General features: G+C 64.2%; 23 protein-coding genes. 16 read left to right on the top strand and 7 right to left on the bottom strand.

Annotation, left to right across the window (positions count from 1 at the left end):
• The first annotated feature begins 91 nt into the window (after positions 1-91).
• A complete protein-coding gene (locus DDE20_RS09125) occupies positions 92-565 on the top strand; it encodes a CoA-binding protein (protein ID WP_116558170.1) in 474 nt (157 codons plus the stop codon).
• Positions 566-572: 7 nt separating this feature from the next.
• Here the strand turns inward: DDE20_RS09125 and DDE20_RS09120 are convergent, their stop codons facing one another.
• Positions 573-1,385, bottom strand: coding sequence for an alpha/beta hydrolase (locus DDE20_RS09120; protein WP_420812362.1), 813 nt, complete (start codon positions 1,383-1,385; stop codon positions 573-575).
• Between the two features lie 178 nt (positions 1,386-1,563).
• Between DDE20_RS09120 and DDE20_RS09115 the strand changes: the two genes are divergently transcribed.
• From DDE20_RS09115 to lexA, 5 genes are all read left to right on the top strand, one after another.
• Complete coding sequence (locus DDE20_RS09115) at positions 1,564-3,042, top strand: NAD-dependent succinate-semialdehyde dehydrogenase (RefSeq protein WP_116558168.1); 1,479 nt, start codon at positions 1,564-1,566, stop codon at positions 3,040-3,042.
• A 120-nt stretch (positions 3,043-3,162) separates the two neighbouring features.
• Entirely contained in the window at positions 3,163-3,963 is an 801-nt protein-coding gene (trpC, locus tag DDE20_RS09110) for an indole-3-glycerol phosphate synthase TrpC (protein ID WP_116558167.1), read from the top strand.
• Positions 3,960-4,448, top strand: coding sequence for a cyclic pyranopterin monophosphate synthase MoaC (moaC, locus tag DDE20_RS09105; RefSeq protein WP_116558166.1), 489 nt, complete (start codon positions 3,960-3,962; stop codon positions 4,446-4,448). Before trpC ends, moaC begins: the two co-directional genes overlap by 4 nt.
• Positions 4,445-5,617, top strand: coding sequence for a molybdopterin molybdotransferase MoeA (locus tag DDE20_RS09100; RefSeq protein ID WP_116558165.1), 1,173 nt, complete (start codon positions 4,445-4,447; stop codon positions 5,615-5,617). The genes moaC and DDE20_RS09100 overlap by 4 nt, the downstream gene beginning before the upstream one ends.
• Positions 5,618-5,694: 77 nt before the next feature.
• A complete protein-coding gene (gene lexA / locus DDE20_RS09095; RefSeq protein ID WP_116558164.1) occupies positions 5,695-6,387 on the top strand; it encodes a transcriptional repressor LexA in 693 nt (230 codons plus the stop codon).
• Between the two features lie 173 nt (positions 6,388-6,560).
• Here the strand turns inward: lexA and dapE are convergent, their stop codons facing one another.
• Positions 6,561-7,736 (bottom strand): succinyl-diaminopimelate desuccinylase, encoded by a 1,176-nt coding sequence (gene dapE / locus DDE20_RS09090; protein WP_116558163.1) that lies wholly within the window; start codon positions 7,734-7,736, stop codon positions 6,561-6,563.
• Between the two features lie 318 nt (positions 7,737-8,054).
• Between dapE and DDE20_RS09085 the strand changes: the two genes are divergently transcribed.
• Positions 8,055-10,256 (top strand): ATP-binding protein, encoded by a 2,202-nt coding sequence (locus tag DDE20_RS09085; RefSeq protein WP_116558162.1) that lies wholly within the window; start codon positions 8,055-8,057, stop codon positions 10,254-10,256.
• A gap of 66 nt (positions 10,257-10,322) precedes the next feature.
• Here the strand turns inward: DDE20_RS09085 and DDE20_RS09080 are convergent, their stop codons facing one another.
• Positions 10,323-11,126 (bottom strand): LOG family protein, encoded by an 804-nt coding sequence (locus tag DDE20_RS09080; protein WP_116558161.1) that lies wholly within the window; start codon positions 11,124-11,126, stop codon positions 10,323-10,325.
• Positions 11,127-11,248: 122 nt separating this feature from the next.
• Between DDE20_RS09080 and DDE20_RS09075 the strand changes: the two genes are divergently transcribed.
• A complete protein-coding gene (locus DDE20_RS09075) occupies positions 11,249-12,169 on the top strand; it encodes a threonine/serine dehydratase (protein WP_116558363.1) in 921 nt (306 codons plus the stop codon).
• Positions 12,170-12,194: 25 nt separating this feature from the next.
• On the opposite strand, the gene DDE20_RS09070 is transcribed toward DDE20_RS09075, so the two are convergent.
• Positions 12,195-12,641, bottom strand: coding sequence for a DMT family transporter (locus DDE20_RS09070; RefSeq protein WP_116558160.1), 447 nt, complete (start codon positions 12,639-12,641; stop codon positions 12,195-12,197).
• Between the two features lie 103 nt (positions 12,642-12,744).
• On the opposite strand from DDE20_RS09070, the gene dapD reads away from it, so the two are divergent.
• Positions 12,745-13,572 carry a 2,3,4,5-tetrahydropyridine-2,6-dicarboxylate N-succinyltransferase gene (dapD, locus tag DDE20_RS09065; protein ID WP_116558159.1) on the top strand — a complete coding sequence of 276 codons (828 nt, stop codon included), beginning with the start codon at positions 12,745-12,747 and terminating at the stop codon, positions 13,570-13,572.
• Positions 13,573-14,161: 589 nt separating this feature from the next.
• Here the strand turns inward: dapD and DDE20_RS09060 are convergent.
• On the bottom strand, positions 14,162-14,554 hold the full coding sequence (locus DDE20_RS09060; protein ID WP_116558158.1) for a rhodanese-like domain-containing protein: 393 nt from the start codon (positions 14,552-14,554) through the stop codon (positions 14,162-14,164).
• Between the two features lie 78 nt (positions 14,555-14,632).
• Here DDE20_RS09060 and DDE20_RS09055 point away from each other — a divergent pair, with 78 nt between their 5' ends.
• The 6 genes from DDE20_RS09055 to DDE20_RS09030 all read left to right on the top strand — a co-directional run bounded on the left by DDE20_RS09055 (position 14,633) and on the right by DDE20_RS09030 (position 20,760).
• Positions 14,633-15,364: an SGNH/GDSL hydrolase family protein gene (locus DDE20_RS09055; RefSeq protein ID WP_116558157.1), complete on the top strand. Its 732-nt coding sequence runs from the start codon at positions 14,633-14,635 to the stop codon at positions 15,362-15,364.
• A 48-nt stretch (positions 15,365-15,412) separates the two neighbouring features.
• Positions 15,413-15,739 (top strand): hypothetical protein, encoded by a 327-nt coding sequence (locus DDE20_RS09050; protein WP_116558156.1) that lies wholly within the window; start codon positions 15,413-15,415, stop codon positions 15,737-15,739.
• A gap of 135 nt (positions 15,740-15,874) precedes the next feature.
• Positions 15,875-16,294, top strand: coding sequence for a hypothetical protein (locus DDE20_RS09045; protein ID WP_116558155.1), 420 nt, complete (start codon positions 15,875-15,877; stop codon positions 16,292-16,294).
• Positions 16,291-16,830: a cupredoxin domain-containing protein gene (locus tag DDE20_RS09040; protein ID WP_116558154.1), complete on the top strand. Its 540-nt coding sequence runs from the start codon at positions 16,291-16,293 to the stop codon at positions 16,828-16,830. Before DDE20_RS09045 ends, DDE20_RS09040 begins: the two co-directional genes overlap by 4 nt.
• A complete protein-coding gene (locus DDE20_RS09035; protein WP_116558153.1) occupies positions 16,830-17,537 on the top strand; it encodes an RNA polymerase sigma factor in 708 nt (235 codons plus the stop codon). Before DDE20_RS09040 ends, DDE20_RS09035 begins: the two co-directional genes overlap by 1 nt.
• 238 nt (positions 17,538-17,775) lie before the next feature.
• Positions 17,776-20,760 carry a vWA domain-containing protein gene (locus DDE20_RS09030; RefSeq protein ID WP_205961643.1) on the top strand — a complete coding sequence of 995 codons (2,985 nt, stop codon included), beginning with the start codon at positions 17,776-17,778 and terminating at the stop codon, positions 20,758-20,760.
• A gap of 759 nt (positions 20,761-21,519) precedes the next feature.
• On the opposite strand, the gene DDE20_RS09025 is transcribed toward DDE20_RS09030, so the two are convergent.
• A complete protein-coding gene (locus DDE20_RS09025; RefSeq protein ID WP_116558152.1) occupies positions 21,520-22,017 on the bottom strand; it encodes a GreA/GreB family elongation factor in 498 nt (165 codons plus the stop codon).
• Between the two features lie 187 nt (positions 22,018-22,204).
• Positions 22,205-23,578 (bottom strand): hypothetical protein, encoded by a 1,374-nt coding sequence (locus tag DDE20_RS09020; protein ID WP_116558151.1) that lies wholly within the window; start codon positions 23,576-23,578, stop codon positions 22,205-22,207.
• 352 nt (positions 23,579-23,930) lie between these two features.
• Between DDE20_RS09020 and DDE20_RS09015 the strand changes: the two genes are divergently transcribed.
• On the top strand, positions 23,931-24,953 hold the full coding sequence (locus DDE20_RS09015) for a phosphotransferase family protein (protein WP_116558150.1): 1,023 nt from the start codon (positions 23,931-23,933) through the stop codon (positions 24,951-24,953).
• The last annotated feature ends 17 nt before the right edge of the window (positions 24,954-24,970 follow it).

Below are 24,970 nucleotides of genomic sequence, written 5' to 3'. Positions count from 1 at the left end.
TTATCCGCGCTTTATCCACACTTTATCGGGCCATCCCTTGCCGCGCCCCCTGCTTTGCGCTTAGCTTTTTCGTCATGGATAGGGGGGCCGCATGAGTGATGACCTAAGCGACGACGCGCTGCGCAAAATTCTCGCGTCAATGAAGGTGGTGGCGGTGGTTGGCGTCTCGGCCAATCAGGTCCGCCCCTCCTATTATGTCGCGCGCTATCTCGGGTTGCGCGGCATGCGGGTGATCCCGGTTAACCCGGGTCTGGCGGGGCAGATGCTGCTCGGCGAGACCGTGGTCGCCTCGCTCAAGGATTGCCCGCCCGAGGTCGATACCGTCGATGTCTTCCGCCGCTCGGAGCATGTGCCCGCGATTGTCGATGAGGCGCTCGCGCATCTGCCCAATCTGCGCACCATCTGGCTGCAAATCGGCGTCACCAGCGAGCACGCCAATCAGGCCGCCGCCGCGCGCGGGCTGAACTTCGTGCAGAACCGCTGCCCGAAAATCGAATATCAGCGGCTGTTCGGCGAGCTGCGCATGGGCGGGTTCAACACCGGCGTGATTTCGTCGAAACTATAGGCGCGGCTCACTCCAGCAGCGTCTTGACCAGCAGACTGTCGGGATCGGTTAGCGGATCAATCACATCGAAATGATGCGCCCCCGTCGCGACATGCCACGGGCAATCCCATGCCTCGGACAAAAGCCGCGCCTGCCAGAGGAAACTCGGCCGCTCCTGCCCGCCAACCCAGACCGTGCAGCCCACATCCTCACGTTTTTGCAGCCGCGCGGGGCTTTCCGCCGCCGCCTCCGCCGGATCAATCCGCAGGTCTTTGTTCATCGCCGTCTGCATCAGCGGCGCCAGATCCGAAAGCGGCGAGATCGGCACCACCCGCGCCAGCCGCCGCGTCCAATCCGCGCTCTGGTCGCTGCACGCCATCCGCGCCGACAGATGCCCGCCCGCGGAATGGCCGGTGACCACAATCGGCCCCTCGGCAACCTCCTGCGCGGCCACGCCAATCGCGGCGCTGATCTCGCGGGTCATCTCGTGAATGCGGGCCGCGGGCGCCAGCGTATACCCCGGCAGTGCCACCGCCCAATCGCGCAGCAACGCGCCCGCGGCCAAATGCGACCATGTTTGCGGGCCGAAATTCAGCCAGTAACCGCCGTGGATGAACACCATCAGACCGGCCGGCCGCCCCTTGGGCAGCATCAGATCAAACACCTGCCGCGGGCTCTCGCCATAGGCGATGCCGCAACGCGCCCGCTCACCCAGCGAGGCGCGCGTATCCTCCGCCAGAGCGTCCCAGCGCGCCGGATACTCCGCGGCACCGGCAATGAAATCGCCATTCGCATAATCGAGGCTCAGGTCTTGGGTCATGCGGTCTCCGTTTCTTGTCATCGCGCCGGTTGTATGCTCAAACTTGCCCTGCCGGACGGGCCGCACGCGGCACCGGTCTGGCAGGAGGATTCAACCCGCTGCGGGTGCGGCAATGCTGGCGGTCTGCGTCAGTAGTTGCAAGTGCTTACGGTATAGATGCGCCGTGCCTGTCCGGTGTAAAGCCATTGATGAGGACATCATGCTCGACCAAACCACCGACCTTCGCGCAATGCTCAAGGACCCCTCGCTGCTGGAAACCCGCGCCTATGTGGCGGGGGAGTGGGTGGAGGCCGACGACGGCAAAACCTTCGCCGTCACCAATCCCGCCCGCGGCGATGTGATCGCCGAGGTCACCGATCTCAGCCGTGCCGAAGTTGCCCGCGCGATTGATGCCGCCAATACCGCAATGAAAGATTGGGCCGCGCGCACCGGTAAGGAACGCGCCGCGATTCTGCGCGCGTGGTATGATCTGATGGTCGAGAACGCCGATGATCTGGGCACCATCCTCACCGCCGAAATGGGCAAACCGCTGGCCGAGGCCAAGGGCGAGGTGCTCTACGGCGCCGCCTTCGTCGAATGGTTCGGCGAGGAGGCCAAACGCGTCTACGGCGAGACCATCCCCGGCCATATGCGCGACAAGCGGATCACCGTTCTGAAACAGCCGATCGGTGTTTGCGCCTCGATCACCCCGTGGAATTTCCCCAACGCGATGATCGCCCGCAAAGTCGCCCCCGCGCTGGCCGCAGGCTGCGGTTTTGTTGCGCGTCCGGCGGCGGAAACGCCCTTGTCGGCGCTGTCGATGGCGGTGTTGGCCGAGCGTGCAGGCGTGCCCAAGGGCTTGCTCTCGGTGGTGCCCTCGTCGCGCTCGTCCGAGATCGGCAAGGAGTTCTGCGAAAACCCCATCGTGCGCAAACTGACCTTCACCGGCTCCACCGAAGTGGGCCGCATCCTGCTGCGCCAAGCCGCCGATCAGGTGATGAAATGCTCGATGGAACTGGGCGGCAACGCGCCCTTCATCGTGTTTGACGACGCCGATCTCGATGCCGCGGTCGAAGGCGCAATGATGTCGAAATTCCGCAACAACGGCCAGACCTGCGTCTGCGCCAACCGCATCTATGTGCAGTCCAGCGTCTATGACGCCTTCGCCGAAAAACTGAAGGCCGCGGTCGAAAAGCTCAATGTCGGCGACGGGCTCAAAGACGGGGTCACCACCGGCCCGCTGATCAATGAGGATGCGGTCGATAAGGTCGAGGAGCATATCAAGGATGTGCTCGACCATGGCGGCGCGCTTCTGACCGGCGGCAAACCCCATGCGCTGGGCGGCACCTTCTTTCAGCCCACCGTGGTCACCGGCGTCACCCAGTCGATGAAAGTCGCACAGGACGAGACCTTCGGTCCCTTGGCGCCGCTGTTCAAATTCGACACCGAAGACGAGGTGATCGGCTACGCCAATGACACGATCTTCGGCCTCGCCTGCTATTTCTACGCCCAGAACGTCAGCCGCATCACCCGCGTGCAAGAGGCGCTGGAATACGGCATCGTCGGGGTCAACACCGGCATCATCTCGACCGAAGTGGCACCCTTTGGCGGGGTCAAGCAATCGGGGCTGGGCCGCGAAGGCTCGCATCACGGGATCGATGATTTCCTCGAGATGAAATACATCTGCCTGAGCATTTAAGCCGCGAGACAGGGCGCGCATCTGCGGGTGCGCGCGCTTTTGCCGCCGTGTCACCCGCAAGCCGAGGCTTCCCTTTGAGCGCCTCAAGCGCTAGGCAGCAAAGCCAAGGAGACCAGCGCCATGACCACCATTCTCGACCGTATCAAAGCCTATAAACTCGACGAGATCGCCGCCGCCAAACAAGCCGTGCCGCCCAGTGAGATTGAGGCGCAGGCCAAAGCCGCCTCGGCCCCGCGCGGCTTTGCGCAGGCGCTGCAAACCGCCAGCATCACCGGCTACGGGCTGATCGCCGAAATCAAGAAGGCCAGCCCCTCCAAGGGCCTGATCCGCCCCGATTTCAACCCGCCCGCCTTGGCCCGCGCCTATGAAGCGGGCGGCGCCACCTGCCTCTCGGTGCTGACCGACACGCCCAGCTTCCAAGGCGCGCCCGAGTTCCTGCGTGAGGCCCGCGCCGCGGTCTCGCTGCCCTGTCTGCGCAAGGATTTCCTCTATGACACCTATCAGGTCGCCGAGGCGCGGGCTTGGGGCGCGGATTGCATCCTGATCATCATGGCCTCGGTCTCGGACGCGCAAGCCGCCGAGTTGGAGACCGCCGCTTTCGACTGGGGCATGGATGTGTTGATCGAGGTCCATGACGGCGCCGAGTTGGACCGCGCGCTGGCGCTGAAATCGCCGCTCTTGGGGATCAACAACCGCAACCTGAACACCTTCGAGACCACGCTCGACACCACCCGCGAGTTGGCCGCGCGCGTCCCCTCGGACCGCCTGCTGGTCTGCGAAAGCGGACTGTTCACGCCGCAGGATCTGGCCGATATGGCGGCGCATAACGCGCGCTGCTTCCTGATCGGCGAAAGCCTGATGCGTCAGGACGATGTCGCCGCCGCCACAAGCGCCCTCTTGGCCGATCCGGTGACGGCATGAGCGACCGCCTGACCCATTTCGACGCCGAGGGCCGCGCGCTGATGGTCGATGTCGGCGACAAACCGGTGACCGCGCGCACCGCCTCGGCCAGCGCCCATGTGGTGATGCTGCCCGAGACACTGGCGCGGGTCACCGAGGGCACCGCCAAAAAAGGCGATGTGCTCGGCGTCGCGCGGCTGGCGGGGATCATGGCGGCAAAGAAATGCGCCGATCTGATCCCGCTTTGCCACCCGCTGCCGATCACCAAAGTCGCCGTTGATCTGCAACCCGACCCCGACCTGCCCGGCGTCCGCATCACCGCCGAGGTCCGCACCACCGGCCAGACCGGCGTCGAGATGGAAGCCCTCACCGCCGCCTCGGTGGCCGCGCTGACCGTCTACGACATGCTCAAAGCGGTTGAGAAATCCATGGAAATCGGCGGCATTGCCGTGCTGCACAAAGAGGGCGGTAAATCGGGCACCTACCGGCGGGAGGACGCACAATGATTTCCGTAGAAGACGCCCTCAGCCGCGTATTCACCCTCTGCACCCCGCTGGAGATCGAGACCGTGCCGCTGATCGAGGCCGCCGGTCGGGTGCTCGCCGAGCCGGTGACCGCGCAGCGTGACCAGCCGCCCTTTGCCGGATCGGCGATGGATGGCTACGGGGTCAAAGGGCCGGTCGCGGTTGGCCAGACATTCACTGTGATCGGCGAGGCGGGCGCGGGGAATGCCTTTGCCGGTGGCGTCGCGGAGGGGCAGGCGCTGCGGATTTTCACCGGCGCGCCAGTGCCCGAGGGCGTCGATCACGTGGTGATCCAAGAGGATGTGACCCGCGAAGGCGACCAGATCACCATCCGCCCCGAGTTGGGCGCGGGCCAGAATATCCGCCCCGCCGGCGGTGATTTTCGCAAGGGCGATGTGATCAGCGCACCTCGGCGGTTGCGGCCGGTGGACCTCGGGCTCTTGGCGGCAATGAATATCGCCGAAGTGCCGGTGTTCCGCCGCCCGCGCGTGGCGCTGATCGCCACCGGCGACGAGTTGATCATGCCCGGCGAAGACCCGCGGCCCGACCAGATCGTGGCCTCCTCGGTGTTTGCGCTCAAGGCGATGGTCGAGGCCGAGGGCGGCGAGGCCCGTGTGCTGCCCATCGCACGCGATTCGGTCGAGCAATTGACCGAAGTGCTGAAACTGGCGCGCGGCTGCGACGTGATCGTGACGCTGGGCGGCGCCTCGGTCGGCGATCACGATCTGGTGGCGCCGGTCACCGAAGCGCTGGGCGCCGAGCGGGCGTTCTATAAAATCGCCATGCGGCCCGGAAAACCCTTCATGGCGGGGAGGCTTTTCGATGCGCTGATGATGGGGCTGCCGGGCAATCCGGTCTCGGCGCTGGTCTGCGCGCATCTGTTCTTGCTGCCAGCCCTGCGCGCGCTGCAAGGGCTGGGCTGCTATCCCGCCGCCACCCAGAGCGCGGTTCTTTCCGAACCCGTTGCCGCCAATGGGCCGCGCAGCCATTACATGCGCGCGGTGCTGGAACCCGGCGGGCGCATCCGGCCGGTGAGCAGTCAGGACAGCGCGCTAATCGGCGTGCTGGCGGGGGCCGATGCGCTGTTGATCCGCCCGCAGCATGATCCCGCGCGGCCCGAGGGGCATGAGGTGCGCTATCTGCCGCTGTGAATTGCACGGTTGACAGGTGAAAAGAACGTCCATAGAACTTAAGGTGAACTTTTACGGTTTATCGTAGGGAGGATCGCATGCTCACCCGCAAGCAGCTCGAGCTTTTGGAACTGATCGACGCCCGCGTAAAGCGTGACGGCGTGCCACCTTCCTTTGATGAGATGAAAGACGCGCTGAACCTGCGGTCGAAATCCGGTATCCACCGGCTGATCACCGCCTTGGAAGAGCGCGGCTTTATCCGCCGCTTGCCGCATCGCGCGCGCGCCATCGAAGTGGTGCGGATGCCCGGTGGCGCCGATGCCGCGCATGTCGCAACGGTGATCGATGGTGGGGCGCAGGCGCAGCCGCAAGCCCCGCGCAATGCAATTAAGGTGCAGCAGATCCACGCTTTGGAACTGCCGGTGATGGGGCGGATCGCGGCCGGCACCCCGATCGAGGCGATCTCGGAAATCTCGCATCATGTGGCGGTGCCGGGGTCAATGCTGTCGGGCAATGGCGAACATTACGCGCTCGAGGTGCACGGCGATTCGATGATCGAGGCGGGGATCAATGACGGCGATATCGTGGTGATCCGCGAACAGACCACCGCCGACAACGGCGATATCGTGGTCGCCTTGGTCGAAGGGCTGGAAGCGACGCTCAAACGGTTCCGCCGGATGCGCGGGATGATCGCGCTGGAAGCGGCCAATCCGGCCTATGAAACCCGCGTTTTGCGCGACGATCAGGTGAAAGTGCAGGGCCGTCTGGTCGGCTTGATCCGCAGCTATTGATCTGCCGGACCGGCGGACCCCGAGTTATCAAACGGAAAGCGCGCCCAAGGGCGCGCTTGTTGCTTATTGCCAAGATTGTAGGGGCGTTGCCCCTTCGGCCTGCGGCCTACCGCCGCCTTGCCTGCGCAAGGCCGCGGCACCCCAGGATATTTAAGGCATAAAGTGGGGGCGGGTCAGGCGCTGTTATCCGCGAAATAGTCAGCCAAGATGCGGCTGTAAATCGCTTTGAGTTGATGGACGTGATCGACGCGCACATTCTCGTCGGTTTGATGCATGCTGTCGCCAACCAGCCCGACCTCGACCACCGGGCAATGGGATTTCACAAACCGCGCGTCCGAGGTGCCGCCCGAGGTGGACAGCACCGGTGTGCGGCCGGTTTCGGCCTGCACCGCACCTGCAACCAGATCGGTGAACCGGCCCGGTTCGGTGACGAAACTCTCGCCGGAGATCTTGATCTGCAGATCGAAAGCAATGCCGGTCTCGGCGGCCACGGCATCGGCCTGCGCGCGCACCCATTGGCTGAGGCTCTCGCCGCTGTGTAGATCATTGAACCTGATGTTGAGCACCGCGCGGCTGCTGGCGGGGATCACATTGCTGGCCGGATTGCCAGTGTCGATCGTGGTCAGCGCCAAGGTTGAGGCGTCGAAATTCTCATTGCCCTCATCAAGCTGGTGCCGCGCCAGTTGATCAAGCAGCGCAACCAGCGCCGGCAGCGGGTTTTTCGCGCGGTGCGGATAGGCCGCGTGGCCCTGTTTGCCCGTCGCCGTCAGCGTCACCGTCATCGATCCGCGGCGTCCGATCTTGATCATCTCGCCCATCACCTCGGGGCAGGTGGGCTCGCCGACCAGGCAATGGCTCATCTGCTCGCCCTCTTGCGCCATCCAGTCCAAAAGCGCCACCGTGCCATCGGTCGCATCGCCCTCTTCATCGCCGGTGATGGTCAGGATCACCGCGCCATCGGGCGGCGTCTCGCGCACGAAATCGCAGGCGGCGGCGACAAAGGCCGCGACGCCGGACTTCATATCGCAAGCGCCACGCCCCCACAGCCGCCCCTCGGCCAGCGTGGCGCTGAACGGATCAAACCGCCAGAGCGTCGCATCACCGGTGGGCACCACGTCGGTATGGCCATTGAACCCGAGGCTTTTATTCGCGCCTTTCGTCCCCCAGCGGGCAAAGAGATTGGAGGTCTCGCCGCGATCCACCCGCGTGCAGGTAAACCCCGCCTCGGTCAGCACCTGCGCCAGCAGCACCAGCGCGCCGCCCTCGACAGGGGTGACCGAGGGGCAGCGGATCAGATCAACGGTAAGCGCGACGGGATCGACGGTGTGGCGGGGCGCGGCGGCAGTCATGGCGGCATCCTTGTTGAAAGCGGTGGAGGCAGGTGCAGACCCGTGCTAATCGAGCCGCGCGCAACCCGCAAGTTGCGGGCGGCCAGATGAGCGGGCCAGTTGCGCGGGCCAGATGATGGGTGCAGATGCATTGACCCCGGTCGAAACTCCGGTCACACTTTGCGCCTGCCTGACACAAAACCGCCTTTTGTCATAGATTGGCCAAAGTTGGGAACTAAACCTTAACCAGATTTAGGCTAACCTAGGGTGCGTCTGATGATGAAACGTCGCGCGTGTAACGAGAGCATCCAGTGATACAAGGCGAGTAAAAGGTCAGCTATGCAGCAAGAGAACATCAACAATGAAACGCGACTGACGCGCATCCAAGCGCTCGTGGTTGAGATCCTCAACGACCTGTTGCATGCGCCGATTGATGACACTGACGCCGCGATCGAACATGCGATTGCGCGGCTGGGCGAATATTGTGTCCGCGATCGGGCCTATGTGTTTGTGCATGCCGAGGCCGGCGATGTGACCGACAACACCCATGAGTGGTGCGCCGGTGAAACCGAGCCGATGAAAGAGCATCTGCAGGCGCTGCCGATGGAAATGCTCGGGCCCAGCGTCGAGCCGATCAACAATCACGGCGAACATTTCTATGTGCCGGATGTCTCGGGGCTGCCCGAAGGCTCGCCCTCGCGCGAGTTGCTTGAGGCGCAGGCGATTCGCTCGATCCTGCTGGTGCCGATGCGCTGGGACGGGCGGACCTACGGGTTCGTCGGTTTTGACGGGGTGAAAAACACCCATGCCTTCTTGCCCGGCGAAGTCTATTTGCTGCAATCCGTGGCCGATGTGATCTGCACCATTCTGGTGCGCCGCGACAAGGATATGGAGGCGCGTAAGGCGCAGAGCGATCTCGCCGAAGAGCGGGCGTTTCTGGCCAGCATTCTGGCGACCTCGGCGATGGGCGTGATCGTGCTTGATGACGCCGGGGTGATTCGTTTTGCCAATGGCGCCGCCGAGATGATCTTTGGCACCTCGCGCGAGCAGATGATCGGCGTGGCGCATGATGATCCGGGTTGGAAATACACGCGGATGGACGGCAAACCCTTTGCCGCCGGTGAAACGCCCTTTGACCGGGTGCTGTCCTCGGGCTCGGCCAGGGTTGGCGAGCGGTTCTCGATCAAACGCGATGGTGAACAGCGCTATTGCTCGGTGCATGCGGCGCCGGTGCGGGCCGAGGCCGGAACCCAGGCGCGCGTGGTCTATGCGATCCTCGATGTCACCGAGCAGGTCGCCGCCGAGAAAGCCCGCGAAGACGCGCTGGAACAGGCGCATCGGGCGAATGAAGCGAAGTCGAATTTCCTTGCCAAGATGAGCCACGAAATGCGCACGCCGTTGAACGGTGTTCTGGGTGTCGCAGAAGTCCTCGAGCAATTGATCTCTGACGCGGACCAGCTGCGTATGATCAAGATTATGCATGATTCCGGAGCGCTCTTATTGAGCATTATCAATGATTTGTTGGATATGTCAAAAATTGAAGCCGACCAGATGGTGATCGAAGCCGTGCCCTTCGTCCCCAGTGATCTGGCACAACGGATCGAAGCGGTGCACACGCTGAAGGCCTCCGAGAAACAACTGTCGTTCAGCGTCTCGGTCAAGGGCGATGCCAAAGGCAACCGGTTGGGCGACTCGCACCGGATTTTGCAGATCATGCATAACGTGATCTCGAATGCGATCAAATTCACCGAAGAGGGCAATGTGCATGTGCAGATCGATTGCACCAAGCGCAGCGCCCTGTCACTGGCGGTGAAAGATACCGGCATCGGCATGACCATCGAAGAGATGGAGCAGGTGTTCGAGGACTTCGGTCAGGCCGACAGTTCGATCGCGCGGCGCTTTGGCGGCACCGGTCTGGGCATGCCGATCGTCAAGCGGCTGGTGGATATGATGGGGGGCAGTATCGAAATCGAATCCGCGCCGCATCAGGGCACCACGGTGACCGTGCATCTGCCGATGCCGCTGACCGATCTGACCGAGATGGTGCAGGAAAAAGTGATGATTTCCAGCGCCTCGGATGAACTCAAGGGCCTGCGGGTTCTGGCCGCGGATGACAACCGCACCAACCGGATGATCCTTGGCGCGATGATGGGCCAATTGGGCATTGCCGCGGTGCTGGTCTCGGATGGCACCGAGGCCTTAGAAACCTATGAACGCGAGGAGTTCGACATGATCATCCTCGATATCTCGATGCCGGATGTGGACGGGGTCACCGTGCAACACGCGATCCGCGCCCGCGAGGCCGAGCGCGCCGCCGCGCAAGGGGCGAAGGCTCCGGCAACGATGCTGCCGATTGTCGCCTTCACCGCCAATGCGATGTCGCATCAGGTGGAATCCTATCTGCAGGCCGGTTTCGATGATTGCCTGACCAAACCGCTGCAACTCGACAAGCTGCGCGACGCGCTGACCGCGATCATCGTCGAACGCGGGCGCCGCTGCTCGGGCGGCGTGGTGCAATTGCGCGCCTCCACCGGCAGCTAAACCGCGCCCCCAAAGTAATCGCAGTCCGCCGAACCGCGCGCCTTTTGAAGGGCGCGCGGTTCGGTTTTATGGATTGATCATCGCCAGCGCTTCATCGGCAGATTCGACGTAATGGAACAGATCGAGATCCTCGGGCGAGATCGTGCCCGCCTCTTTCAGCGCCTCCCAATTGATCACGCTTTCCCAGAATTCACGCCCGAACAACAAGAACGGGATCGGCTTCATCCGCTTGGTTTGAATCAGCGTCAGCGATTCGAACATCTCGTCCAAAGTGCCGAACCCGCCCGGAAAAATCACCAAAGCCCGCGCCCGCATCAGGAAATGCATTTTGCGGATCGCGAAGTAATGAAAATTAAATGCAAGTTCCGGCGTGACAAACTCATTCGGCGCCTGCTCATGCGGCAGCACGATATTCAGCCCGATCGACACGCCCCCCGCCTCGGCCGCGCCACGGTTGCCCGCCTCCATCACGCCGGGCCCGCCGCCGGTGCAGATCACATTCTCGCGCCCGCCCGATTTGCTGGAATGCTCGGTGACCAGATAGGCGAAACGCCGCGCCTCCTCATAGTATTTCGACAGGGCCGCCAGCGTCGGCGTGCGCGCGGTATGCACCTGTTCGGGCGCGGGAATGCGCGCGCCGCCAAACAGCACCACGGTGGATTTGATCTGCGCCTCATTCATTGCCATTTCCGGCTTGAGCAGCTCTAACTGCAACCGCACCGGCCGCAATTCGTCGCGGCACAGGAAATCGTCATCGGCAAAGGCCAGCCGGTAAGAGGGCGAGCGGGTTTGCGGCGTATCGGGGATCTGCCGTGCGGTTTCTACGTCCTGATGGCTGTCACGTAACGCATGGGTGCGGGGGTCATTCATCGAGGAAATCCTTTTCTCTGCTCGTCTCCATGAATACCCTTGTGGCGCGGGCAGCGCCAGTCACCACCACAAAGACGATCATCACCAAACCGCCAGAAGCGCCGCAAAAACAGGAGGGCTCCATGGATTGGAGAAACGAGATCATCGCCGCATCCGAGAGGGTCGCAGGCCATCTGCGCCGCACGCCGGTGATGACGCTGGAGATTGGCGGCGGGCATCAGCCGGTTGAGGTCAAGCTCGAGCAATTGCAGCACACCGGCACTTTTAAGGCCCGCGGCGCGTTCAATTCGCTGCTCGCCAACACGCCCCCTGCGGGCGGGGTGGTCGCGGCCTCGGGCGGCAATCACGGCGCCGCGGTCGCCTATGCGGCGGCGCGTCTGGGGATCAAAGCGCATATTTTCGTCCCCGAAATGGCCGGACCTTCCAAAATCAACCTGATCCGCCGCACCGGTGCCGAACTGACCGTGGTGCCCGGTGTCTACGCCGATGCGCTACAGGCGGCGCAGGCCTATGAAGCCAAAACTGGCGCGATCCAGATCCATGCCTACGATTCACCGGATACGGTGGCGGGGCAGGGCACCTGTATGGCCGAGTTTGAAAATCAGGGGCTCGAGGCCGATACGATCCTGATTGCCGTCGGCGGCGGCGGCTTGATCGGCGGCGCGATGGCGTGGTTGCAGGGGCGGCGCAAACTGGTGGCGGTCGAGCCAAAGACCTCCTGCGCGTTGCACGCCGCATTGCAGGCGGGCGCGCCGGTGGATGTCGAGGTTTCGGGCATCGCCGCCAATGCTCTGGGCGCGCGGCGGATCGGCGGGATTTGCTATGAACTGGCACAGGCGCAGGGGGTGTCCTCGGTGCTGGTGGATGATACCGCGATTGCCGAGGCGCAACAGGCGCTGTGGAACGAGGCGCGGCTACTGGTCGAACCCGCAGGCGCCACCGCGCTGGCCGCCCTGCGCGCGGGCGCCTATGTGCCGGCGCCAGACGAGCGTGTGGCGGTGCTGATCTGCGGCGCCAATCCCGCGCCCGATCCCTTTGACTGAGGGGGCCTTGACGCGCGTTGCCCCGTCAAAGCCGCGACAACACCATCCCGCCGACGACCATGGCGACCGAGGCGACGCGCTGCCAGGTGATCTCATAGGTGGCCAGCCCGAAGGCGCCGCTGGCATCCAGCAGTAGCGCCGCGATCATCTGCCCCAATATTAGCGCCGCAAAGGCCGAGACCACGCCCAGCGTCGGCACCCCCCAGGCGATCGCCCAGACAAAGAAGGCGCCAAAGATCCCGCCGATCAACAGGTGGATCCGCACCGCGGGCAGCCGCGTGAACGAGGCCCCTTCGCCCAGCAGCAGGGTGACCGCCGCCAGCACCACAAATCCCAGCCCGAAAGAGAACGCCGCCGCCGCCAGCACCGAGCCGATCTCGCGTCCCAAGGCGGCATTCACCATGCTTTGCACCGCCACCGCAGCGCCGGCAGCGGCGACCACAGAGAGGGAAATCAGAACCGTGGGCGACATAGTGCCTCCTTTTGCTTGTAGATGCCGTCGCGTCGGTTGCCCAATGGACGGGCGGGCGCTATAGGCCAATGCACAAACGCAAGCCCCGGGGGAGAAGTCAACCATGTCGAATGCCCAATTAGAATCCGCCATCGAAGCCGCATGGGAGGCGCGCGACTCCATCACGCCCGCCACCACGGGTGAAACCCGCGACGCCATCGAGGCCACTCTGGCCGCGCTGGACGGCGGCGGGCTGCGCGTGGCCGAACGGCAGGAGAACGGCGATTGGCATGTCAATCAATGGGCCAAGAAGGCGGTGCTTCTGGGCTTCCGGCTCAAGGATATGGAGGCCCAATCCGGCGGTCCACAGGGCGGCGGCTGGTGGGATAAGGTCGACAGCAAGTTCAAAGGCTGGAATGACGCCGACTGGCAGAGCGCCGGGTTCCGCGCCGTGCCGCATTGCGTGGTGCGCAAATCCGCCTATATCGCGCCCGGCGTGGTGTTGATGCCCAGCTTCGTGAACCTCGGCGCCTATGTCGACAGCGGCACCATGGTCGACACTTGGGCCACGGTCGGTAGCTGCGCACAGATCGGCAAGAATGTGCATCTCTCGGGCGGCGTCGGCATCGGCGGCGTTTTGGAGCCGATGCAGGCCGGTCCGACGATCATCGAGGACAATTGCTTCATCGGTGCCCGTTCCGAGGTTGTCGAGGGTGTGATCGTCCGCGAAGGCTCGGTGCTGGGCATGGGCGTGTTCATCGGCCAGTCGACCAAGATCGTCGACCGCGAGACCGGTGATGTGATGTATGGCGAAGTGCCCTCGGGTTCGGTGGTGGTCGCCGGCTCGATGCCCTCGAAGAACGGCGTGCATCTCTACTGCGCGGTGATCGTCAAGCGGGTGGACGCGCAAACCCGCTCGAAAACCTCGATCAACGAGCTGCTGCGCGACTGAGATCTACAGCAGTTGTGAATGACGGGCCGATCCTGCGGGGTCGGCCCTTTCTGTTGCGAAGAACCTTCACGGCTCACTTCGACCTTTGTTGTCGGCGATGCACCCGCACGGGTCTTATTCCCGCGCGGAATCAAGGCAAAGCCGCCGCGCATCGCCAGTCCGCCCCCCGGGCTGGCGATTTGGTGGGTCAAGGCGCTCCGCTCGAATGCCGCTCGGAAATAGCCACCGTAAACCGCGCTGCTCCACGGTCGGATCGCCACCCCGCGGACTGGCGCCACGCGGCTCACCTTGGCCTCTATTGTTGGCGAAGAGCCCGCACGGAGCAAAGGCGAAGCCGCCGTGCATCGACAGGCCGCCCCCCGGACTGGCGATTGGGTTGCCGAGGGCGCGCCGCTTCGCCCGAGAAGTTGATTGCCGGCATAAAGCACTTCGTTCCACGGGTGATCGCCACTCCGCGGCCTGTCGATGCACGGCTTCCCGCGCAGCGTGTTTCCTGAGCAACTACGCTGCCGTTAGCCACGCAGCACCACTCCGTGGAGCCGAAACGATGCATTGCGGCTGCGCCTCGATACCGTGCAAGCCACAGGCCCTATTTCCTCACCGGCCTCTCCCCCACCGCGCCGCCACTCTCCCGCCAGCCGCTAAAGCCATCGCTGATATGCATGACCTTCGCCAGCCCCATATCCTGCGCCACTTTCGCCGACAGCGCCGAGCGCCAGCCCGAGGCGCAGTAAAACACTAAGGTATCCCCGCTTTGAAACCGCTCTTTCGCATAGGGGCTCTCAGGGTCAATCCAGAACTCCAGCATCCCGCGCGGGCAATGAAAGGCGCCGGGGATCATCCCCTCACGCTCCAATTCGCGCGGATCGCGCAGATCCACAAAGGTCACCCCCTCTTGCCCCAGCATCCCGTGCAACTCGGCGGCGGGGGCGTGGCGCACCTGCGTATTGGCCTCGGCCACCATGTCTTTGACGCGTTTCATCTTTTCTCCCCTTGGCTGTTGTGGCTATGCTGGCACGCGCTGGCCCATGGTTCAATCATCCCGCCCGCAGGAGACCCTATGCTCGCCTCGCTCCCCCTTCGCCTGCTGCTCTCGCCTGTGCTGATCGCGCAGGCGCTGAATGTGCGCCGCTCCGCGCAATTGCTGCCCGAACCCGAAGGCCCGCGCGCAGGCCGCACCGGGCAGGGGCCCGAACTCAGGCTGCTAATCGCGGGGGATTCCTCGGCCGCAGGCGTCGGCGTGGCGCATCAATCACAGGCGCTTTCGGGGCAGTTGGTCGCGGAACTGGCCAAGGATTTCACCGTCATCTGGCAGCTCGAGGCGAAAACCGGCGTCACCACCGCCCAGACCCTCGCGCATCTGCAGACCCTACCGCCTGCGCGCTTTGATGTCGCGGTCACCGCGCTCGGCGTCAATGATGTGACGCGGCAGGTCAGCCTGCAGCGCTGGTGGGCCGACCAACAGGCGATCACCGCGCTGCTGGCCGAGAAATTCCACGTGCAGGTGCAATGGCGCTCGGGCGTGCCCCCGCTCGAGCATTTCCCGCTGCTACCGCGCCCGCTGCGCGATGTGCTCGGCGCCCAAGCCAGCGCTTACAACGCAGCGCTGGCCCAAGACAGCGGCGGTATCGCCCGCAACCTGCCGTTTGACGCCAGCCGCCTTGCGCCGCAGATGATGGCCAGCGACGGCTTCCACCCCGGCGCTACGGTCTATGCGGCATGGGCCGAGGCGCTGGCGCAGGAAATCCGCGCCGAATTCGCCCCGCGCCTTGCAGGACCGCCGGTTTCCTGACACCAGAGCGGCAATCAGACAGGCGCCCATCGCGCGGGAGAGATATCCATGACGGAAAAGCCCAAGAAGAAACAGCAGGTCTATACGCTGCTCGTCGAAGTCGGTCGCAAAGAGGGTGACGGGCTGCCCAAGGCCAGCACCGGCGCCGGTGTGCTCTGCTATGCCTCGGGCGTCGATGAGGCCGAGGCGGTGCGCGAAACCGTGGCGATCCTCAAACAGGCCGACCTCGCGCCTTTGGATGTCACCGGCTACGGCACGCTCGAAGACCGGCTCGCCCATGGTGATGAGATCGACGAGGATGAGCGCGCCCTGATGCAGCGCGCGCTGGATGAAAACGCGGTGATCGTCGCCCAGATGACGCCCTTCGACGACTGATTGCACCCCGCCAACGCGGGGCTTCTAAACTCTTCGCAAGTATCTTTCCCCGTGACGGGAACCTTTTGCCGCGCGCTGCATCCAATGGATGTGTGCCCGCGACAGGGCACCGTCACAATCAGGAAAGTTTGCGATATGATTAAATCACTCTTGACCGGCGCCAGCATCTTCGCCGCTTCGGTCACCCTTGCCGCCGCCCATGACACCGAAGCGCTGATGCAATCGCCGCCGGGCGATCCCTATGTGCAGGTCAGCGATGTGCTGCCGCTGCCCGCCTTCATTCCGGGTCTGGGCACGCTGTTTGTCGACCCCGCGACGCTGCCAGCCGGTCCGTTTCTCGCCTATGACCATGACGGGCAACTTTCGGCCACGGTCTATATGACCCCGCTGGCCGAGCTTGAAAACGGCACCTCTTATGACGGGCTGACGGTGGGGTCGCATACTGTGGCGACGGTGGATATCTACTATAACGCCGGTCATCCCGGGGTCGAGGTGCCGCATGCGCATGTGGTGCTTTACCATGATGCTGAAGCCAAGGAGCGGCTGGCGCAATGATCACCAATCGCCGTGGATTCATCGCAATCGGGGGTGGCGCGCTCGCCACCCTCTCGCTGCCGCTCTCGCTGGCCAAACCGCTGCGCGCCCAACCCGTTGAAGTGATCGAAATGCGCGGCACCGCGCGAGGTGAGCGGGTCTGGTTCCGGCCATATGGCCTCTCTGTCGCCCCCGGCACCACCATTCGCTTCGTCAACCGCGACGCGGGCAACGGCCATACCGCAACCGCCTATCACCCCGATAATTTCGACCGCAGCAGCCGCATCCCCGATGTCGCCGAGGCATGGGACAGCGGGTTTCTTTTGCCCGACGAGAGCTTCGATGTTACCCTGACTGCACCCGGCGTCTACGACTACTACTGCCTGCCGCATGAGATGGCGGCGATGGTCGGGCGGATTGTCGTCGGCCAGCCCGAGGATGCCGGATGGCAGGGGCCAAGCGCGGATACCGAGGATGTCTCGCCCGAGGTTCTTGCCGCTTTGCCCCCTGTCGCGGATATTCTGGCGCAGGGGCGTATCGGGCCGGAGGGCGCGTGATGACCGTTCAAAGCAGCACATTCCACGCCAATACCCCGCTCGCCCATCTGGCCGAGGCGGATCTGATCACCGGCGCCCGCCAAGGTCAGGAAGCCTCGGTGCGCGAGCTGGTGCGGCGGATGAACCCGCGGCTGTTTCGCGTCGCCCGCGGCATTGTCGCCTCTGATGCCGAGGCCGAGGACATCGTGCAGGAGGCCTATCTCAAGGCCTTCACCCGGCTGGATAATTTTCGCGGCGAGGCGCAGTTTTCCACCTGGATCACCCGCATCACCATCAACTGCGCGCGGATGCATCTGCGCCGCGCGCACCCCCAGCAGGATTATGACACCGTGGCCGAAGACGACCGCCAAGCCAGCGCCATCCTCGCCTTTCCCGGCCAGCATCCCGACCGCCCCGAGGTCGCCTTGGGGCGCGCCCAGATGCGGGTCTATCTTGAGGATGCGGTGGCGCAATTGCCGCGCGATCTGCGCCTGCCGTTTTTGATGTTCGAATCCGAAGACATGAGCATCCGCGCCATCGCCCGCGATCTGCAACTCAATCCGATCACGGTGAAAACGCGTCTGTTTCGCGCGCGGCGGCGGTTGCGTCAAAGCCTTGAGGCGCGGCTCAAGGGCGGGTTCGAGGCGATCTTTCCCTTTGACGGTGCGCGCTGCGCTTGCATGGCGGATCGGGTCGTTGCCGCCTTGCAAAACACCAAGCGGTTGTAAGCCACGCGCCTGGTCCCTAACACGCGTTTGACGCGAGCGGCTTTCCGCGTGCGGCTCTCGGGCCTTGCCATAAAACTTGCCCGAATGAAAATGTGCGGCTATCGTGACCTCACTGCGCGGGTATTTTTCGCCGCAGCACCGGAGGAAACAGCGCGAGACGCGGGCGAAAGCGCGCCCCTGCGTCACGTCTGACTTTTATCAGCAAGCGCATTTTTTATATGGAATTCAGGGGTTACGAATGATCTTTCTGCGTCGACTTTTCGCCACCATCACATTGGCCGCAAGCCTCGGCCTCGCCGCGCCCGCCGCCGCGCAGTCCAGCAATGTGACGATTGTCTATGACGTCTCGGGCAGTATGTGGGGGCAGATTGACGGCGTGGCCAAGGTCACAATCGCGCGTGATGTGCTGGGCGGCATGCTGCAAAGCTGGCCCGCGGATCGCAACCTTGGGGTGATCGCCTATGGCCACCGCCGCGAAGGCGATTGCACCGATATCGAGCAGGTGGTGCCGCTCGGCCCCTTGGATGCCGCGGCGACCTCGGCGCGGATCAACGGCTTGATGCCACGCGGACGCACGCCGTTGACCCAATCGGTGCGGATGGCCGCCGAGTCGATGCGCTATATCGACGAGCCCGCCACCGTCATTCTGGTCACCGACGGGCTGGAGACTTGCAACGCCGATCCCTGCGCCCTCGCCGGTGAACTGGCCCGCGCCGGGGTGAATTTCACCGCCCATGTGGTCGGATTTGATATTGCCGAGGCCGACCGCGCGCAGGTCTCCTGCATCGCCGAGGCCACTGGCGGGCTGTTTGTGCCGGCCGGCAATGCCGAGGAACTCACCGAAGCGCTGCAGCAGGTGACGATGGTTGAACCCAGCGCGCTGCCGGTGACCCTGCGGGCGGTGGATGCGCGCAACGGCATGCCGCTGGGCACCGCCGACTGGCAGATCAGCGCCGAGGGTGGTGAGATGCAGACCGAGGCGGGCAGCGCCTCGCTGCAGATGCAGCTTGATCCCGGCGCCTATCGGATCGCCGCCACCGCCCCCGGTTACGCGGGCGAAATGGCGCTGACTGTTGATGCGCAGACCGCCGGTATCGTCGATGTCCCACTCGAAAAAATCATGGCCACGCTGGTGTTGCGCGCGGTCGATGCGCAGACCGGCCTGCCGGTCTCGGGCGTCGATTGGGCGCTCTTGAACACCGCCACCGAAGAGAGCGTCACGCAGAATGCCAGCGGCGACCGTCTGCCGCTGTTGATCGCGGCGGGTGACTACCGGATCACCGCCAGTGAGGGCGCGCGCAGCGGCGCGGCCAGCGTCACCGCCAGCCTTGCGCAAGACCGCGAGGTGGTGATTGAACTCGCCGAGGTTCTGCCCGATGCCAGCGTGCAAACCGACGCCGAAATCCCCGCCGGATCGCAATTCACCGTCGAGTGGACCGGCCCGAATGCGCAGAGCGATTACATCACCATTGTGCCCGCTGGCGCCCCCGAACGCGACTATGGCGACTACCAGCGCAGCAATCAGGGCTCGCCCGCACGGCTGACCGCGCCGGATGCACTCGGCGCCCATGAGGTGCGCTATGTGCTCCATGAGGGCCGCCGCGTCTTGGCCTCGCAGACCGTCACCCTGACGCCGGTCTCCGCCGCATTGACCGCGCCGGATACCGCGCTTGCGGGCGCCGTGATCGAGGTGCAATGGGAAGGCCCGAACAACCCGCGTGACTATATCACCGTGGTCGAAGCGGGCGCGCCCGAAGGCACCTACACCGACTACCAGCGCACCAATCAAGGCAGCCCCGCGCGGATCACCATGCCCGATGCGCTTGGTGCCTATGAACTCCGCTACGTGATCCAGCAATCGGGCCGCACTTTGGCTAGCCGCCCGATCACCTTGGAGGCCATCGCCGCCTCGCTGACCGCGCCCGACACCGCCGCCGCTGGCTCGGTGGTTGAAGTGCAATGGGAAGGCCCGAACAACCCGCGTGACTATATCACCGTGGTCGAGGCAGGCGCGCCCGAAGGCAGCTACACCGACTACCAGCGCACCAATCAGGGCAGCCCCTCGCGGATCACCATGCCCGACGCGCTTGGTGCCTATGAACTCCGCTACGTGATCCAGCAATCGGGCCGCACTTTGGCTAGCCGCCCGATCACCTTGGAGGCCATCGCCGCCTCGCTGACCGCGCCGGACACCGCCGCCGCGGGCTCGGTGGTCGAGGTGCAATGGGAAGGCCCGAACAACCCGCGCGACTATATCACCGTGGTCGAAGCGGGCGCGCCCGAAGGCACCTACACCGATTATCAGCGCACCAACAACGGCAGCCCCGCGCGGATCACCATGCCCGACGCGCTTGGCGCTTATGAACTCCGCTACGTGATCCAGCAATCGGGCCGCACGCTGGCCAGCCGCCCAATCACGCTCGAGGCCGTGGCGGCGCAACTGCTGGCGCCTTCGGAAATCCCCGCAGGCTCGGTGGTTGAGGTGCAATGGCAAGGGCCGAACAACGAACGCGATTATATCACCATTGTCGAAGCCGGCGCGCCCGAGGGCACCTATATGGATTACGCGCGCACCAATCAGGGCTCACCGGCACGAATCACCGTGCCCGATGCGCTCGGCGCCTATGAGCTGCGCTATGTGATCCAGCAGTCGGGGCGCACCTTGGCCAGCCTGCCGGTGACGCTGACCGCCGTCACCGCCTCGCTGGACGCGCCGGAAACCATCGTCCCCGGCGGGCAGTTTCAGGTGAACTGGCAGGGGCCGAATAATCCGCGCGACTATATCACCATTGTGGCCCGCGGCGCGCCCGAGGGCAGCTATTTGGACTATGCGCGCACCAACCAGGGCAGCCCCGTGCGGCTCGATGCGCCGGATGAGCCGGGCGATTACGAGCTGCGCTATGTGATCCAGGCCTCGGGGCGCACCCTGTCGAGCGTGCCGGTGACCGTGGGCGTCGGCGAGATCAGCCTGCAGATCATCGGTGAGGTCACTGCCGGTGGTGTGGTGACCATCGAATGGACCGGACCGGGGCGCTATGAGGACTTCATCCAGATCGTGCCTGCGGGCGCGCCGGATGATGCCGATGCGCTGCGCGAATCGCGGGCGTCTCAGGGCAGCCCGGTGCAGTTGTTCGCGCCGCCCTCTGCGGGGCAATACGAGCTGCGCTACCGCGCCTCCGACAGCGGCGACGTCCTCGCCCGCACCCCCTTCGAGGTGCCTTGACCTGACGATTGCGCCCCGCACATCAGCGGGGCGTTTTTCATCGACGGCATGTCTTCTCAATAGCGAGCCACCAATCTCCTGCTACGCCCGTGGAAACCACGGGCCGCGCCCGACCCTCCCCATGGGAGGGCGCATTGGCGCTGTCATTCACAGTGCAGCCGACATCAGTGTTTTGATGCATCTCACTGTTCAACGGACACCAGCGCCCACCTAGGATCGGGCGCATCCCTCCGCGCCTCGCTATAAGCTGTCTCGGAGACCCCCTATCAACCCTCTGGCACGGGCCCAGCCCGGGCCGCGCCCGACCCTCCCCACGGGAGGGCGCATCGGCGATGTCATTCACCGCACAGCCGACATCGAGGCTTCAAGGCGCAGCACATCGTTCAATCACTGCAAGCGCCCACCCAGGGTCGGGCGCGTCCCTTCGCGCTTTGCCCAGAGCGTTTGTGCGGGGAAACGGGCTGCGCTACCGCGCCTCTGACAGCGGCGACGTGCTCGCCCATACCCACTTCGAGGTACCTTGACCTGACCATTGCGCCCCGCACATCAGCGGTGCGTTTTACTCTGCGTTAATGTGTTTCAATGGCTTTTCTGGTTGATCCATAGGGACGCGCCCGACCCTGGGTGGCCGCATAATCCGTGCCAGAAGGCGCTGCGCCCACAAGCATTTGTGCCGCTCGCGCCAACTCCGGCATTGCCAAGGCGCCCTCCCGGGGGGAGGGTCGGGCGCGGCCCGGGTTCCCCCCGGTCAAAACCCCCTCAAGGAAACCGGATCGCCTCGATCTCCAGATCCTCATTGCCGCTGGGTTTGCGCCATTCCACCGTGCTGCCCAGCGTCTCGCCGATCAGCGCCCGCGCAATCGGGGAATAGACCGAGATCTTGCCCCGCGCCGGATCGGCCGCATCCTCGCCGACAATCGCAAAGTTGATCCGCCGGTCGTCCTCGGTCAGCACATCGACCTCAGCGCCAAAGGCCACCACATCGGGCGCCTGTCCCTTGGGATCGACCACAATCGCCCGCCCCACCCGCGCCTCGAGAAACCGGATATCGCGCTCGGCCACGGCCACGGCCATCTTGCTGTCGAAATCCTCGGGCGCCGCCAGCAGCCCCGCCAGATCCGCGCGCCGTGCCTCCAGCCGCGCCTGCAAATCCGCCAGCCCCTGCGGGGTCACCAGATTAGGATGCGGGCTTTGCGGCAGATCATCCAGCCGGATGCTCTCGGTATCATCATCTTCTTTGGTAAATGCTTTGCTCATGAAATCCTCCTGAACAGGACATCCATCAATACATGGGGGTCTGCCGCGCCGCCGCTCCATCCGCAGATGCCGGGGCCGGTGATCACCGCGCCGATGGGGCGCGTCAGGGGATATCTAAGCCGCAAGGGGCAGCAAAACAGCCGCCCCTTGCCTTACTGTGCAACCGAAACCTCGGACGTGGCCGAAATCACACGGTCATATCGTCTTCCAGCGCCTGTTGATCGTCGGGCTGGTCATATTCGGCCAGCTCGTCATCCGACATCGGCATCATCAGATCCTGCGCATCGGCGCTTTCGGCATCCGCCGGATCATCCTCGCTCCAGCCGTCATCGGTCTTATAGAGCGACTGCACCACCGTGCCATTCTCATCCTCGAACACGAATTTCTTGATCTCCGTGTCGGGATCAATGCTGTCGCCCTTATCGGCGTAATAAGCCTCGACGGCATCGACATAGGATTGCGGATCCGAAGGGTCGCTGACCTCCGACGACTGGATGCGGATATAATCGTCGTAATTCTCATCCGCATCATCGTTGTATTCGATCACCGCAATCGCGCTATCGGCATCGGAGGAGACCTGTCCGCCCGCGGGATCGCCGCCAACCGGATCGCTACCCTTGGTGCCGCCGGTGCCATGCGAGCCGCCGCTGCCCTTGGTGCCGCCGGTCCCTTTCGAGCCGCCCGATCCTTTGGTGCCGCCCGAGCCTTTCGACCCGCCGCTGCCTTTGGTCCCGCCCGAGCCTCTTGAGCCGCGCGTGCCCCTGCTGCCGTGTTTCCCCCGTCCGCCGCGACCGCCCGAGCCATGGGTGCCGCAGACATTCGGCTGCTCGTCTTTGTCGAGCTGCTCGTCATAAGAGTCGCCCAGAATGGCGTTATACCACTCTTCAAAGCTCTGCCCCTCGACACCGCCGTTGTGGTAGGAGCTGGTCGAGCTGGCGTGCGCATTCGTGCCGCCCGCGCAAGACCCTTTGCTGCCATGGTTGCCCTTCGAGCCGCCGCTGCCTTTGGTGCCGCCGGTGCCCTTCGAGCCACCGCTGCCCTTGGTGCCGCCGGTCCCCTTCGACCCACCGCTGCCCTTGGTGCCGCCGGTCCCCTTCGACCCGCCGCTGCCCTTGGTGCCGCCGGTCCCTTTCGACCCACCGCTCCCCTTGGTGCCGCCAGTGCCTTTCGACCCACCGCTCCCCTTGGTGCCGCCAGTCCCTTTCGAACCACCGCTCCCCTTAGTGCCACCGGTCCCTTTCGACCCGCCGCTCCCTTTGGTCCCGCCGGTCCCTTTCGAGCCGCCGCTCCCTTTGGTCCCGCCGGTCCCCTTCGACCCGCCGCTCCCCTTGGTGCCGCCGGTCCCTTTCGACCCGCCGCTGCCCTTGGTCCCGCCGGTCCCCTTCGATCCGCCGCTCCCCTTGGTCCCGTCAGACCCTTTCGAACCCCCGCTCCCTTTCGTCCCGTCAGAGCCCTTCGAGCCGCCGGAGCCTTTGGTCCCGTCATTGCCATCGCTTCCGCGGCCGTGAGCATCTTTGTGATCGTTATGTCTATACCTTGGGAAATTGAGCCAATCGCGCATCTGGTGTCGCCTTTCATAACTATGTCAAAAAGGCCGGGTCCGGGATCTCCCCCAAGATGCGAGGACGCGGGCAGGCGCTAGAAATACCGCAATGCCGGTTTCCGGCAAAGAAAAATCTTAAAAATGTCTTTATTCACAATCTATTAACCGTGTTTCCCGAAACTATACCGCGTCAATTCCCGAATTAATGAACATCAGGAAACGATTCGCACTGGGTGACGGGTGACATGATTCGACCACAGTGCCGCCCATGGCGCGCCATCAATCCGCGTCATCCTGCGCGCAGAGGGGGCGCATTCCGCCGCCGCATCCCGCCACCGTATCCGCCACAGCAACCGTTACAGAGGTCCATATGGCAAGCAACCGGCGCTCGCGCAAAACCCGCATTCGGGACAGCGCCGAGGCATTATTCGGCCAGAAGATCACCGAGGTCAGCGCCCCCGGTGGCTCCAGCCGTTCGAGCCTGCGGTTCCATTTTGCCGAACATACGGTGATCGGCACCCTGCGGCCCAATTTCCGCCGCACCCATCTCGAGGCCTATGTGCTGCGCGCGCTGGCCCCCTATACCGATGACATTCCCCGCTGCCTTGGCGTCGATGGCGAGATCATGTTTCAATCCGATGTCGGCGCACGGCGGCTGAACACCGAATTGTTCAAACTGGACCCCGCGGCGCAGCAGGAACTGGTTGCCGAGGCGATGGCGGGGATCTTTCGCATCCAGCACGCGGCGCGGCAGACCGATCTGCATGATAAACTGCCGCATCTGGGCAATAATCCCGACTGGCTGGCCAATCTCGCCGATGGCGTTGCCACGCTGGTGCCGTTCAAAGACGCGGATATTCCGGCGCATTTCGACGCCGCCGCGGTGGTCGAGCGGCTCACGCATCAGGGTTTGCAATTCGTGAAATGGGACTGTCGCACCGGCAATGCGGCGATTGGCGATGACGAAAAACTCCGCTGGTTCGACTTTGAATACGCCGGTCTGCGCCACGGGGCCGAGGATCTGGCGTGGTTGATCGCCGATGAATCGCTGCCTGTCGACGGGCCGAGGCTGGACGCTATGGTCCGCGACGCTTTGCCCCGCGATCCGGCGGGCGGGGTTGATGATTATATGGAGTATCTGGCGGTCTATACGGTGTTTCACGCGCTGCAGCGGCTGGAACTGATCGTCTCTGAGGCGCGCAAACGCGGCTGGCTGCGGATCGAGCATGTTCTGGGCAAGGATGATGTCGGCGCGCATCCGCTATTCGCCGCCAATCTGTGCCGCACGGGGGCGTATTTCGCCAGCCAGTCAGTGCTGACCGACATGCTGGTCGGGCATTTCGAGGCGGCGGTGCAGGTCTTTGAGCGTATTCTCGAGACCGGCAGCGCCTGATCCGCGCCCCTGTCGCA

The sequence above is a fragment of the Pararhodobacter oceanensis genome (assembly GCF_003076755.1).
In the GTDB taxonomy this organism is placed as follows: Bacteria; Pseudomonadota; Alphaproteobacteria; order Rhodobacterales; family Rhodobacteraceae; genus Pararhodobacter; species Pararhodobacter oceanensis.
The sequence above is the reverse complement of the archived record's forward strand: the minus strand, read 5'-3'. Positions and strand labels throughout refer to the sequence as shown.

Excerpts from the sequence above, each read along its gene's own strand:
- DDE20_RS09125 (WP_116558170.1), top strand. The coding sequence starts at position 92 with ATGAGTGATGACCTAAGCGACGACGCGCTGCGCAAAATTCTCGCGTCA.
- DDE20_RS09120 (WP_420812362.1), bottom strand. The coding sequence starts at position 1,385 with ATGACAAGAAACGGAGACCGCATGACCCAAGACCTGAGCCTCGATTAT.
- DDE20_RS09115 (WP_116558168.1), top strand. The coding sequence starts at position 1,564 with ATGCTCGACCAAACCACCGACCTTCGCGCAATGCTCAAGGACCCCTCG.
- trpC (WP_116558167.1), top strand. The coding sequence starts at position 3,163 with ATGACCACCATTCTCGACCGTATCAAAGCCTATAAACTCGACGAGATC.
- moaC (WP_116558166.1), top strand. The coding sequence starts at position 3,960 with ATGAGCGACCGCCTGACCCATTTCGACGCCGAGGGCCGCGCGCTGATG.
- DDE20_RS09100 (WP_116558165.1), top strand. The coding sequence starts at position 4,445 with ATGATTTCCGTAGAAGACGCCCTCAGCCGCGTATTCACCCTCTGCACC.
- lexA (WP_116558164.1), top strand. The coding sequence starts at position 5,695 with ATGCTCACCCGCAAGCAGCTCGAGCTTTTGGAACTGATCGACGCCCGC.
- dapE (WP_116558163.1), bottom strand. The coding sequence starts at position 7,736 with ATGACTGCCGCCGCGCCCCGCCACACCGTCGATCCCGTCGCGCTTACC.
- DDE20_RS09085 (WP_116558162.1), top strand. The coding sequence starts at position 8,055 with ATGCAGCAAGAGAACATCAACAATGAAACGCGACTGACGCGCATCCAA.
- DDE20_RS09080 (WP_116558161.1), bottom strand. The coding sequence starts at position 11,126 with ATGAATGACCCCCGCACCCATGCGTTACGTGACAGCCATCAGGACGTA.
- DDE20_RS09075 (WP_116558363.1), top strand. The coding sequence starts at position 11,249 with ATGGATTGGAGAAACGAGATCATCGCCGCATCCGAGAGGGTCGCAGGC.
- DDE20_RS09070 (WP_116558160.1), bottom strand. The coding sequence starts at position 12,641 with ATGTCGCCCACGGTTCTGATTTCCCTCTCTGTGGTCGCCGCTGCCGGC.
- dapD (WP_116558159.1), top strand. The coding sequence starts at position 12,745 with ATGTCGAATGCCCAATTAGAATCCGCCATCGAAGCCGCATGGGAGGCG.
- DDE20_RS09060 (WP_116558158.1), bottom strand. The coding sequence starts at position 14,554 with ATGAAACGCGTCAAAGACATGGTGGCCGAGGCCAATACGCAGGTGCGC.
- DDE20_RS09055 (WP_116558157.1), top strand. The coding sequence starts at position 14,633 with ATGCTCGCCTCGCTCCCCCTTCGCCTGCTGCTCTCGCCTGTGCTGATC.
- DDE20_RS09050 (WP_116558156.1), top strand. The coding sequence starts at position 15,413 with ATGACGGAAAAGCCCAAGAAGAAACAGCAGGTCTATACGCTGCTCGTC.
- DDE20_RS09045 (WP_116558155.1), top strand. The coding sequence starts at position 15,875 with ATGATTAAATCACTCTTGACCGGCGCCAGCATCTTCGCCGCTTCGGTC.
- DDE20_RS09040 (WP_116558154.1), top strand. The coding sequence starts at position 16,291 with ATGATCACCAATCGCCGTGGATTCATCGCAATCGGGGGTGGCGCGCTC.
- DDE20_RS09035 (WP_116558153.1), top strand. The coding sequence starts at position 16,830 with ATGACCGTTCAAAGCAGCACATTCCACGCCAATACCCCGCTCGCCCAT.
- DDE20_RS09030 (WP_205961643.1), top strand. The coding sequence starts at position 17,776 with ATGATCTTTCTGCGTCGACTTTTCGCCACCATCACATTGGCCGCAAGC.
- DDE20_RS09025 (WP_116558152.1), bottom strand. The coding sequence starts at position 22,017 with ATGAGCAAAGCATTTACCAAAGAAGATGATGATACCGAGAGCATCCGG.
- DDE20_RS09020 (WP_116558151.1), bottom strand. The coding sequence starts at position 23,578 with ATGCGCGATTGGCTCAATTTCCCAAGGTATAGACATAACGATCACAAA.
- DDE20_RS09015 (WP_116558150.1), top strand. The coding sequence starts at position 23,931 with ATGGCAAGCAACCGGCGCTCGCGCAAAACCCGCATTCGGGACAGCGCC.